We start from the raw sequence: 11,971 nt of genomic DNA, 5'->3' as shown, positions 1-11,971 counted from the left end.
TCAGTAGTGCGCAACATAATCGCGCCTCACTACCTGGCCCACGTGGTCTGACCGGACCGCATCGACACGCCCTTGTCAAGGATAAGATCATGCTCCTGCCCCCCACGCGCAGGCTACTGTTATCGCGCCTGCGGATTACGACGCTCGTGGCGCTTGGTTCAGGAAGCTTGCTGATTGCCCCGCAACGCCCGGCGAGCGCCTCCCCACAATTCGACGCCAGTTTCATGCGCCAAGCCCCCGACCAGCCCGCCGACGCCGGTGCCCTAGCACTTCAGGCCCTGGCTGCCGAAACCCCACTCGCCCCTGGCCGCTACCGCCTTGAGGTTTGGGTAAACCTGGTGTTCCTGGCCGAGCAAGATGTACGCCTGCAAAAAATCGACGGCCACCGCACCCTGCGCCCCTGCCTGAACGCCACCCTGCTACGCCAGGCCGGCCTGCGTGAACAAAGCCTGGCACAGCCGCTGCCCGACGATGACAGCTGCATCGACCTCGAAGCCCTCGCCCCTGGCGCCACGACCAAGCTCGACAGCGGGCGGCTGCGCCTGGAGCTGTCCATCCCCCAGGCATTCATGATCCGGCAAGCGGGGCGCATGCCCAGCGCCGAGCAGTGGGACTACGGCATAAATGCCGCCTTTATCAACTACCAGGCCTCGGCACAAATGCGCAGCCTGGCGCACGGTGGCAGCCAGAGCAGCCAGGACCTGAACCTCAGCAGCGGCCTCAACCTCGGCCCCTGGCGCTTGCGCAGCAGCCAGTCGCTGCGGGAGGACGAACACGGCAGCCGGCGCTGGACCCACACCAACACCTATGCCCAGCGCGACCTGCCCGGCAGCTTCGGCACCTTGACCCTGGGCGAAACCTTCAGCAACAGTGACGTGTTCCGCAGCCAGCCGTTCAAGGGCCTGCAGCTGGCCTCCGAGCTGGGCATGCTGCCCGATGTGATGCAAAACTACGCACCGATCATCCGTGGCGTGGCACAGACCCGCGCCAAGCTCGAAGTGCTGCACAACGGCTACCCTATCTACACCACCTATGTGGCCCCAGGCCCTTACGAAATTGATGACCTCGCCGTGGGCGGCGGCAGTGGTGAACTGGAAATCGTCCTGACTGAAGCCGACGGTCAGGTCAGGCGCTTCATCCAGCCCTATTCCAGCCTGAGCAACCTGCTGCGCGAAGGCGTATGGCGCTACAGTGCCACCTTCGGCCGCTACAACGGTGCCGAAGACCTCGACGCGCCGCTCCTGTGGCAGGCGACACTGGCCCGCGGCACCAGCTTGAACACCACCCTGTACGGCGGCGTGCAAGGTGGCGACTACTACCGCGCAGCCACCGTGGGCGCCGCTCGCGACCTAGGCACACTCGGCGCGCTGTCGCTTGATGTAACCCGCGCCGAGACCGACCTGGGCAACACCTTGGGCCAGGTTCACGGGCACAGCTTCGCCGCCCGCTACGGCAAGGCATTCGACACCGGCACCAACCTGCGCTTCGCCGGCTACCGCTACTCTACCGAAGGCTACCGCGACTACGACGAGGCCGTGCGCGAACGCAATGCCTATAGCGCGTACCGGGGGAGCCGTCGCAGCCGCCTGGAAGCCTCTGCCCACCAGCGCCTGGGCAGCCGCAGCTCACTCAGCTTTACCATGACCCAGGACGACTACTGGCAAAGCGGCCAGCAGTTGCGTCAGTACCAACTGCAGCTCAGCACCAGCTGGCACAATGTCTCCTACAACCTGTACGCCTCACAGTCCCTGAACGAGCGCAGCCAAAATGACCGCATGTTTGGCTTGAGCGTTTCGCTACCCCTAGGCTTCGGTCGCGCCTCCAGCGCCAACATCAGCCTTCAGTCACATAACGGCGAACACAGCCAGCGGGCCAGTTTTTCCAGCAGCGCAATGGACCGCCGTCTCAGCTACCTTGCCTCGACCAGCCGCGACGCACGGCGCAACCAGACATCCGCTTTCTCCGCCAACTATCGGGGAGCCAACGCCAGCCTTGGCGCCGGCTACACGCAGAGTGACGATTACCGTACGTTGTCGCTCAACGCCAGCGGCAGCCTGTTGCTGCACGAAAGCGGCTTGACCCTTGGCCGCTATCTTGGCGAAACCAATGCCTTGGTACACGTGCCCGATGTTGCCGGGGTTGGCGTGAAGAACAACCCTGAAAGCCGCAGCGACAGCAGCGGCCACATGGTGGTGCCGTACCTGCGGCCGTACCGCAGCAACTTGCTCGAACTGAACACCGATGACCTCGGCCCACAAGTGCACATCGACAACGGCGCCCAGCACCTGATACCGCGCCGCGGCGCGATCGTGCTGGCCGAATTCCAGGCGCGCAAGGTCAGCCGGCTGATCCTCACCCTGCTCCAGGCCAACGGCAGACCAATGCCTTTCGGCACCCAGGTCAACGATATCAGCGGCACGTCGCTGGGCGTGGTCGGCCAGGCCGGCCAGGCCTTGCTGGCTGTGGAAGACAAACCCCAGACGCTGCACGTGCGCTGGGGCGAAGCCAATGATGAGCAATGTCAGCTGCAGATCGAGCCCGCCAGCATGGAGCAAACCCAGGGCTACCACCAACAGACGCTGAATTGCCCCACGACTTGACCCTCGCCCACCCGGCACTGGAAACCATCACCATGAACGCTTCATTCATCCGCCGCGCGATCCTGCCCCTGGCGTTGACAAGCCTGTTCGCCAGCAGCAACGCGCTTGCCCTCTGCTACTGGAAAGACGCTCCGAGCGGCGAACTGCTGTACGACATTCATCTGGAGCCCCTCTTTGTACCGCGCGATGCACCGGTCGGTACGGTCATCCGCACCGCCAGCCAGATGAGGACGCCGAACGCCACCGGCGACATCCTCCTCTGCTCGGTGCCGGTGGCGGGCGAATATGCCGAAGTCAACCTGCTCAACTCCATGAAGCTCTTCCCGGGGCCTCTGCCCGTTATCCCGGGAATTGAAACCGATCGGGTGCTCGAAACCAACATCCCGGGCATCGGCATACACGTGGGACTCGGACAACAGTACGCTGGTGGAAACCAGACTCGCTGGATACCGCTGACCCCAGTTTCCATTCCCTACAAGGGGTACCAGGACCAGCCGGCAGGGCTGCCGATTACCACAAACTACCTGGACACCCTCATCACGGTCATCAAGACAGGCGACATAGATTCGGGGCCGCAGTACTTTCTCGGAGAGGAGATTTTCACCGGCAATTACACAGACGTGGGCAGGGTGCTGAGGGCCAATTTGCACGGGACAGTGACCCAGGCCGAATGCTCATTGCGAGCCGACGTGGTCAGCGACACCTCGGTAGACCTCGGCGAACACAAGCTGGAAACCTTCAACGACGAAGGTTCGGGCACCAGCCCGAGGCCATTCCATATCAACCTGACCAAGTGCACCGGGGGCAAGGCAGGGGTTTACGTCAAGTTGGAGGTGGCCAAGGGCGCAACCGTGATCGATGCCGACAAGGGCCTGTTCAGCCTGACACCCGACCCTAACAGCGCGTCCGGGATTGGCGTACAAGTGCTTCGAGCCGACGGCGAGACACCCGCCGCACTTGGCCAGGAACTGGAAATGGCCCAGATTTCCCCCGACCCCGACGACATACGCATCGACTTCAGCGCCCGCTACGTAAAGGTGGCACCCGTGGTCACGAGCGGGGACGCCAAGAGCGCACTCAGTTTCACGATCTATTACAAGTAAGGTCGAGAGGGAGCAACGGGCCAGTTCGGTCCGTTGCACGAACAGCAGACCGCTCTGCGGGATGAAAAACAGACGCACAAAACGAAGAAAGGGACTTTCGTCCCTTTCTTCTTTTTTCGATTTGGAGCGGGAAACGAGACTGTCATCCCCGCTCTATCTTCTTGAAATAACTGATCTCATCACGGGGATCCCCCATGATCAGAGCCGCGATCTGCTCTTCAGAGTAGCCACTACCAGCATGCACCACGCTGGGAATGACGTTGAAAGGCAGCGCCCGGAACGTCTTCAACTGCTTGGTGGACACGCCCAGGTCAATTACCCGCTCCCCTGCCAAAAGAATCCAGCGCTGGGTGATCTCCTATCTCCCTCTGCCGATCATCGCGCAACTCATGCACTCAGCTGCAATAGGGATAATCTCGAGACTTCTTTGAACATCTCACGGTTTGAGCTCATCCGACACAGGGAAACGCTCGCATCCGCGCAATCGAGATCCAACCGGCAATAAGCAAACATCTTCTTACATTTCAGTGCTCGACCGAGAGCACTTTCTCAATGCATGGTTTTTCTCTAGTTAGGAATAATTGCCCCAGCATCTTGTTTAACGAGTGAGCATACCGCGGTAACTATTCCTACAGAAATAAACATGCAAGGGGTAAAACTTCTGAATCCTTATTATTTGAGAACTTCACATGGACGATGAATCAGACAAACAGCACGTTCGTCGTGCGGCGGACATTGTGTTGAATGAGGCCTATCAATACTCGTACTTCCAGCTGCTGGAACTGCTGCATCAACTGCACGGCGATGACCTTGAGCAGCGACCGCCCTCTCGTGAAACGCGCCGGCGATTGCGCTTGAACGTAACCCCACGTCTCGCGTTCCCTGTCGCCGATGTGCTGCGTGCGGACCGCATAGCCGATGACCGCTACCGCATTCAGGCCACGTTCCTTGGTCTGCATGGCACCGATTCCCCCCTGCCTAGCTATTACCTTGACGATATTGCTTACGAGCACGCACAGGGCATTGGTCTGCGCCCAGCATTCCTCGACTTCTTCAACCATCGCCTGCATACCCTGCTGCATCAGGGCTGGCGCAAGTACCGCTACTACCGGCGGTTCCAGCCGGGTGCGACAGACGGTTTTTCCCGTTACATCTTCGCCATGATCGGCCTGGAGGATGCAGCGCTGCGTGGCGCCACCCCGCTGCCCTGGAGCCGGTTGCTCAGCTTTGTCGGCATGATCGCCAGCCGCAGCCGCTCACCCAGCATGGTGGCCGGGATGATCGCGCACTGTTTCGACCTGCAGCAGGTCAGCATCCGCGAGTTCGAGAAACGCAGCGTGTCGATTCCACAGTCTCAACGTAATGGCCTGGGCATGCGCAACTGCGCGCTCAACGACAACTTCCTGGTAGGCAGCAGCACCGAGTCACGCAGCAGCAAATTCACCATTGTGATCGCGGGCCTGGACCAGCAGCAGTTCCGCGCATTTCTCCCCAGTGGCGACAACTACCATCGCCTGGCCCGGCTGGTGGATTTTCTGCTTCGCGATGTCGGGGCATACGATCTTGAATTGCGCATGCGCGCCGAGGAAGCACCGCCCTTCAGCCTCAGAGCCGAGCATGGCACCCACCTGGGCTGGACCAGCTTCATTGCCGACCGCAAAGACCCCACACCTCCCCCTATTCGCATCACGGTACGTGCATGAGTACACAGGTTTTGTTACCCAGCATCACCCTCACCGTCCTCAATCCGCAAAGGTTGTTACATGGCAGCGAGCCGTTGCATCGGTTTGATCGTGCTGGCGGCACCATCGGCAGTCAAGGCACTTGGCAACTGCATGATCGCGAGGCGCGTATCCTGCCAGTGCACTGCGAGATCATTTGGCATGAAGGGCACTTCTGCCTCATCGACCACAGCGGCAACAGCTTCATGAATGGCAGTGACACCGTGCTGCTACCAGGCACGCGCATTCGCCTCAGGCACAATGACAGGCTGCAGATCGGTGACTACTACATTGCCATACGCCTGCTCAGCGTGGACGAGCAGGCGCCAGGGCAGTCAGGCGCACATAACCCGCTTTCGCCATTCGAAAGCCCGCCAGCGATGTGCCCACTTCAGGCTCTCGGCGCTCTGGTTACCCAAACAGCGAGCGTTCATCACGCCTCGGCGCCTGAGGCAGAAGATGAGCGCGATCCGCTGGCCTATCTCGACAAGGCCGCACACGCCCGGATTGACCCGGCGATCGCTGAAATCTTCGGCGAGGAGGTGCGATGAACAGGTTCATCGGTTGGCTGCTCGTCTGCCTGGCATTCAGTGGATGCACATCGATCAGCAAGATTTACCAAGTACTGGCGGACCCGACGCTACCTATCGGCGGCCCCAATCAGGACATCAGCCATCTGGGCCTGAGCCTATATGCCGTAGACCTGCCAGCGCCCTTGCCGGCAACACAGGTTGTCGCAAAAGCCCAAACTGCATCGCCAGCCCCTTCAGGGCAGCTCTCGGCAAGCTTGGATGCCACAGATGCACAAGGACTGACTGAGAAGCTGGGTTCACTGGCCGAACAGTTGCAGCAGAACTACCCCGCGTCCGTCGAGGGTGAGCGGGCCATCAACGAGGCGACGGCGCCTACACCCCTGGGTGGCTACACGGCAACTGCGCCCGGCCTGCCCTTGGAGACTAGCCAACGGCCACAGCGGCAACCCCCATCCTCCATCGCCTTCAAAGTCCTGCAACTCAGGGATGACTCGCTGTTGCTGGATGCCACTTATGACCAAGTTGATGAAGATCTGGAAAAAGCCCTGGGTACCACGTTGATCAGCGTCGACGACTACCGCTTGATGCCAGGCCATTTCAAGTTCATCGAACATGAAGCGCTCAACGAACGCACTCGCTACATCGCGGTCATCGCTCGATTGGCCGATGGTCCCCAAGGAAACTGGAAAGACACCATTCGCATCCAGCCGCGCGGTTACAACCATACGGTACATGTTCACTTCGAAAACAACGGCGTTGAGCTTCGGCACGACAGCGAATTACGCCGTGCCCCATAACGCCATCCATTAAAGGTTGAAACTTATGAGCTCCCGCAACGCCGTCCTGTGGAAGGAAGGCCTGTTCGTCAAACCCCAACATTTTCAACAAATGGCCTACGCCGCCGAATCGGCACTGCAACAGCGTGTCTCCAGTTTGAACGATGCGTTCTATGGGTTCAGCGAGCTGGAACTGAACGCCGAATACCTGAGCTTTGGAAAGATTGCGATCACCCGTGCCCGTGGCGTTATGCCCGATGGGACGGTCTTCGACATTCCTGGTGACATGCCTGCGCCTGCACCGCTGGAGATCCCGCCTGGAGTGGCGAACAAGGTCGTGTTCCTTGCCCTGCCCTTGCATGCAACCGGGGCAGCGCAGGTACGCTGGCCCGACAATGACGTGGACGGCCGGTTCATTGCCAAGGGTGTGCCAGTCATGGATAACCACGGTGGCAGTGGCGACTCGACGATACTCGATGTCGCCGTTCCGAACCTGCAGATCAAGCTTCAGGACGATGACAACAGCGCCTACAGCTGCCTGGCCATGACCAAGGTGCTGGACAAACGCCCCGACGGCAGCGTGCTACTCGATCAGCGCTGCTACCCCACCAGCCTCTCACTCAAGGCCGCGCCCGCTCTGTTGGGTTTCCTGGAAGAAGCGTCACAGCTGATGCGTGAACGTGCGCGCAACCTCGCAGAGCGGATTTGTTCACCGGGGCAGTCCGGTATTGCAGATGTCACTGACTTCGCGTTGTTGCAGGCGCTGAATCGGCTGCATCCGTATTTCCATCACCTGGCACGCCGCCGCAACGTGCACCCCGAGCAATTACACATTGCCCTGGAGCAAGCCTGTGGTGAGCTGGCGACCTTCACCGACGATGGCAGGCTGCCGCTGGAATACCCTGCCTACCAACACGATGACCTGGCTGGCTCATTCCATATGCTGGAGCAAACCCTGCGCCGATCGCTGAGCACCATCCTGCAACCACGTGCCGTGTCGCTGCCGATTCAGGAGCAACAGTACGGCGTCCTGACCGCAACCCTGCACGAGCGCAAACTGCTGGAGGCTGCGACCTTCATCCTGGCGGTGCGGGCCGAACTGCCGGTCGAGGAACTGCGCAAGAAGTTCCAGCAGCAAGGCAAGGTCACGTCCATCGAGCAACTACCACAGTTCATCCAACTACAGATGCCCGGCGTACCGCTTATCCCGCAACTGGTCACACCCCGCTACCTGCCCCATCACTCCGGCTTCGTCTACTTCGAGCTCGACCGGCAGCATGAAAGCTGGCAGCAGTTCAAGAACGCCAGCGGCTTCGGTTTTCATATTGCCGGGCAATTCCCGAGCCTGGAAATGCAGTTCTGGGCGATCAGGCCGGACTGAAATTTTGTCATAGCCCAGTAGAAATCCCGATCCAGATCACTGGCATTGGGATTTCTTTGTCCTGCCGACCACCTACCGCTCAGCCACTTCACTGGCAGCGTCTTCCCGCAGTAGCTTTTGCGGCAGGGCGAAGCCTGAGAAAAGCGGCCGCGTGAAGGGATTGTTCGTGCCCGTGGCATGAAACTTATAGCGCGCTGTATCGCCGGCGATTCTGAAGCTCAGGTCCACGCTGGTGGGTGTTCGGGCGTTCAAGCCACCCTGGCTGAGCAAGCGGTAGAACGACCAGGGACCGTGATAGCCCTGGCTGACAGTCGTGCCCGCTGCCTGGACCAAGGTGACACGGCTATGCCCGCTCTCCCCAGCAGGGCCTGGCCACGTCATGCCGATTGGCTCCTTGCCCCGATCTGCGAACGCATGCAGCTGACCATCCAGGCCAAAGACGCTGCCGCGCAGCCCGTTGCTGATGGCCACCGGCTCCAGCCCGAAACTCACATTCAACTCGCCGCGGTTGTCGAAGAACGCGTTACGGATGGCTTCTGCCTGTTTGAGCTGGCTCATGACCTGCGGACGAACCAGATACCCATCGTCGGCACTGGAGTACAGTGCATCGAGGTTGTCCTTCAGGAACACCGTGAGGTACTGATCCTGGAAGCGCTTGAGCTGCCCTTGCGGGCCGAAGAAGGCTTCGAAGTCCTTGAGCGAGACATCCGGCCCGGCCGGCTCGATGGGATAGCGTGATGCCAGACGCTCCTGGTAGACGCTGTACACCTCTGCGTCCCAGCGCTGTTCCAGCTCCCGCAACGCCATGACCATCAACACCTGGGAGGTCTGCTCCGCCAGTTGGCGAACATGCCGGTTTAAAGGCTCGGGCAACCCGGTGGAAATGCGCTGCAGGTTACGGATGGGGTCAGGCTCCTTTTCCGAGAAACGACTCAAGGCCACCGCCAACGCCGCCTTGCCGCGATTTGGATTGTCCTGCACCGCCTTCGCGTAGTCATAGACAGCACTAATAGCTTGCAATGTCTCGTCATAGAACGACGGCTTGTCACCCTGCACATCGAGCATCCCGGACAGGCCAGCGAAAGACCGGTAGATGCCCATGGCCTGGACGCGACCTTGCTGGTCGGCCGCTGACTGTTTCTCGCTATCCGCAACCTGCGGATAGATCAGGGTGTTGTTGCGCACGGTTTCCAGCAATCGGCGCATCGGGGCAGCAGGGCCTGTGACCTGCTCCAGCACACTCAACGCATGGGTAAGGTCGGTAAACTCGCTGACCGAGAACTGGTTCAGTACCCGCCGCCAGCTGTCAATGTAGTCAGCACTGTACAAAGCACGCAGGCGCTCGGTCAGGGCCTGGCGATCCACGTCGGAGTAGTCAAGGCTGCGACGCTCCCCCAGTACCCATTGATCGATCAGGGCCAGGTCGGCCACGTTCTGGCTGTGCTGGTCAAAGTAGTCGCGGAAGCCGCTCGCGGTCAACAACGGAGCCAAGGCCAGGTTGGCATCGACCGCCGCCTGGTGATCGCGCTCGGCCAGCGGCACATAGACAATATCAAAAGCCGGGCCAATCTCGTTACGCAAGTCCAGTTCGCCATGCAGTTGTTCCTGAGCCTGCTGCCTCAGGCTGATGTAGACACGCTGGGCCAGCGGCAACTTGCGCAACTGCTGCTGCGCATCGGCGACGACCTGCCGATAGTCGGGCAGCTCGACATCGGCGTAGGTCAGCGCGTACGTCAGGTGACGCATCAACGCGGCCTGCAGCTGGCCTTGCCCCGGGTAGGCTCTCTGCCATTCACGGGCCATCCACTGCTCGACCAACTCGGGTCGTCGATTGCTGCGCTCCTCGATCATGCGGTAAATGCGCAAAGCCGACAGTTGCGCGTCGCTACCGGGGGCGGCCTGTTTGATGGTCGCGGCCAGCCCACCCGCAATCGCTGGCAGAAAGCGCCGGGCCAAGGCGTTCAGGTAAGCCTGATCCACCTGCGGGCCGATGGCTTTGCCCTGGTACAACCCCATGTCCGTGAACACGGTCCAGCCTGAGCGATAGTCGCCATAGAGGCTGACTGCATCGCGAATTTCATTCAGCGGCAGCAACAGGCTGCGGCCTGTCGAATCGCCCTTGGCGTCTGTGCTGGTGTTGGTGAATGCGTGGCTTTTCTCCAGCACGTGCTGCGCCTTGTCGCGATTGACGCTGTAGAAGTACAGCCAACCACTGACCATGACCAACCCACAGACGCCAGCCGCCACCGCTCCGCCTTTCAACAGCCGCGCCTTATGCTGGGCGACTTTCTGGTTATCACCGGCCAACCCGGCCTCGGGGTACACCACGCGCTGCAACAGCTGCTGCGCGAAGTACACCACCGAAGTGCCCTGCGGTTTGGTCGATAGCGCAGGAGGGGTAAAGGCAAAAGCGCGGGCAGATGCATCTGCGAGCAGGTTGCGTACCTCCCCGCGCTGGTAGACCGAAGAAAAATACAGGCCACGCACCAAGGCTGGGGTGGAGTAGCGATCGCTGCCCAGTACATCGCCTAGAAAACTCAGCAACATCCTCTGCGCACCGCTCAGCTCTTTGAGCAGCGAGTAGGTGTTCTTGCGTGAAATATGAGGCACGTTGGCCGTGGCGCTCATCAGCTGGCTGCCCAGGCGCTCGATATAGCTCAGGTAGGCTGCAGCCAGCTCTTCCAGCCAGGCATCGAAGTCATTCACCGATTCCAGGGTGAACGTGAAGCCTTGCACCTGTTCCCGGTCACGAGCCGACAGCTTGGCGAACAGTTCTTCGAAGCCCTCCAGCAAGTCGAATTTGCTCATCACCACGTACAGCGGCAAGCGTGTCCCCAACTCACCGCCCAGTTCCGTCAGCCGAGCCCGCAATACGAATGCCAGGTCACGTCGCTGTTTGGCTGATTGCCCGAACAGCTTGACCATATCCACCAGCAGGACCACGCCATTAAGTGGTCGCCGACTACGATTTTGCGCAAGCCAGCCGATCATGTGTCGCCATAATCGTCGCTCAATGCCGGCGGGCAAGCCAACAGGCTCGGTAGGTTCGGCCCTTGCTGCTGGTTCTTGAGCACCCTCTGTGGTCTCGGCTTCACTGCTAGCATCACTGACTGGCGCCGACCTTGAGGGCTCGGCAACCGGCATCGGTCGTTCCGGCTGGCTGATGAACTCGCCCGGCGGGTCGATCAGCACCGCGTCATCACCAATCCACCAGTCGATGCCGAACGCCAAGTCGGGGTCGATGCTGACGCGTTGGCTTGCACCGCGCTCGGTGCGGGTCAGTGCAAAGCGTTGATCTGAACGGCTGACGAAGCTCGACTTACCTGCATTCTCCTCACCAAGAATGAGGTACCACGGCACCTCGTAACGTTGCCGACTCCCGCGCTGGTTGTCGAGCAAGCGAGCCAGGCTGCTATCGAGCGAGCGCTGCTGGGCTTGCTCGTACACCAGGCAGGGATCTTGCACTTCGCGCTGTTGGCGTTGCTGCTCAAGCAAGATCGAGCGGTTGCGCCGGTATACCAGCACACTCCAGGCCAGCAGCGGCACCACCGCGAGCATCACCGTGGCCGCGACGCGCACGGGCAGATCAGCCAGAGGCTGCTGGTCACGCCACCGCCAGTCAGGCCCCCATCCCCATAGCCAAACTATCCCGGCGGCAATACCGAGCACTACGGCGACGACAACTACGGGCATTGTCTGGCGCTGCAACAGCGATAAAGCCCGCAGCAGGTTGTCCTGTTTCACTTTCATAGTGGCAAACCTTACCGACTGCATATTCGATGATGTGAAGCACCCTCCCGGTGCGTGCCACGAAAGACAGTAGCAGCACTGCAAAACACTATTCAACGACAATAATC

General features: G+C 60.5%; 8 protein-coding genes. 6 read left to right on the top strand and 2 right to left on the bottom strand.

Annotated elements, in window-relative coordinates; translation table 11 throughout:
- The first annotated feature begins 89 nt into the window (after positions 1-89).
- Positions 90-2,600: a fimbria/pilus outer membrane usher protein gene (locus OZ911_RS07060; protein ID WP_070086962.1), complete on the top strand. Its 2,511-nt coding sequence runs from the start codon at positions 90-92 to the stop codon at positions 2,598-2,600.
- Between the two features lie 32 nt (positions 2,601-2,632).
- Entirely contained in the window at positions 2,633-3,703 is a 1,071-nt protein-coding gene (locus OZ911_RS07055) for a fimbrial protein (protein WP_060518435.1), read from the top strand.
- 142 nt (positions 3,704-3,845) lie between these two features.
- On the opposite strand, the gene OZ911_RS07050 is transcribed toward OZ911_RS07055, so the two are convergent.
- A complete protein-coding gene (locus OZ911_RS07050; RefSeq protein ID WP_158002896.1) occupies positions 3,846-4,007 on the bottom strand; it encodes a hypothetical protein in 162 nt (53 codons plus the stop codon).
- Positions 4,008-4,392: 385 nt separating this feature from the next.
- Between OZ911_RS07050 and tssG the strand changes: the two genes are divergently transcribed.
- Genes tssG through tssK form a run of 4 tightly spaced genes read left to right on the top strand, consistent with a single transcriptional unit; the run spans position 4,393 to position 8,114 of the window.
- On the top strand, positions 4,393-5,406 hold the full coding sequence (gene tssG / locus OZ911_RS07045) for a type VI secretion system baseplate subunit TssG (RefSeq protein WP_023048935.1): 1,014 nt from the start codon (positions 4,393-4,395) through the stop codon (positions 5,404-5,406).
- Positions 5,403-5,975 (top strand): FHA domain-containing protein, encoded by a 573-nt coding sequence (locus OZ911_RS07040; protein ID WP_031312390.1) that lies wholly within the window; start codon positions 5,403-5,405, stop codon positions 5,973-5,975. Before tssG ends, OZ911_RS07040 begins: the two co-directional genes overlap by 4 nt.
- Positions 5,972-6,754, top strand: a complete 783-nt coding sequence (tssJ, locus tag OZ911_RS07035) for a type VI secretion system lipoprotein TssJ (protein WP_023048937.1) — start codon at positions 5,972-5,974, stop codon at positions 6,752-6,754. The genes OZ911_RS07040 and tssJ overlap by 4 nt, the downstream gene beginning before the upstream one ends.
- Positions 6,755-6,779: 25 nt before the next feature.
- Positions 6,780-8,114, top strand: coding sequence for a type VI secretion system baseplate subunit TssK (tssK, locus tag OZ911_RS07030; RefSeq protein WP_023048938.1), 1,335 nt, complete (start codon positions 6,780-6,782; stop codon positions 8,112-8,114).
- Positions 8,115-8,186: 72 nt separating this feature from the next.
- Here tssK and tssM read toward each other — a convergent pair whose 3' ends face one another.
- On the bottom strand, positions 8,187-11,864 hold the full coding sequence (gene tssM / locus OZ911_RS07025; protein WP_268968587.1) for a type VI secretion system membrane subunit TssM: 3,678 nt from the start codon (positions 11,862-11,864) through the stop codon (positions 8,187-8,189).
- Positions 11,865-11,971: the final 107 nt, after the last annotated feature.

This window comes from Pseudomonas fortuita (assembly GCF_026898135.2).
In the GTDB taxonomy this organism is placed as follows: Bacteria; Pseudomonadota; Gammaproteobacteria; order Pseudomonadales; family Pseudomonadaceae; genus Aquipseudomonas; species Aquipseudomonas fortuita.
The sequence above is the reverse complement of the archived record's forward strand: the minus strand, read 5'-3'. Positions and strand labels throughout refer to the sequence as shown.

Bases quoted from the DNA above. Each gene is read 5' to 3' on its own strand.
- OZ911_RS07060 (WP_070086962.1), top strand. From the start codon at position 90: ATGCTCCTGCCCCCCACGCGCAGGCTACTGTTATCGCGCCTGCGGATT.
- OZ911_RS07055 (WP_060518435.1), top strand. From the start codon at position 2,633: ATGAACGCTTCATTCATCCGCCGCGCGATCCTGCCCCTGGCGTTGACA.
- tssG (WP_023048935.1), top strand. From the start codon at position 4,393: ATGGACGATGAATCAGACAAACAGCACGTTCGTCGTGCGGCGGACATT.
- OZ911_RS07040 (WP_031312390.1), top strand. From the start codon at position 5,403: ATGAGTACACAGGTTTTGTTACCCAGCATCACCCTCACCGTCCTCAAT.
- tssJ (WP_023048937.1), top strand. From the start codon at position 5,972: ATGAACAGGTTCATCGGTTGGCTGCTCGTCTGCCTGGCATTCAGTGGA.
- tssK (WP_023048938.1), top strand. From the start codon at position 6,780: ATGAGCTCCCGCAACGCCGTCCTGTGGAAGGAAGGCCTGTTCGTCAAA.
- tssM (WP_268968587.1), bottom strand. From the start codon at position 11,864: ATGAAAGTGAAACAGGACAACCTGCTGCGGGCTTTATCGCTGTTGCAG.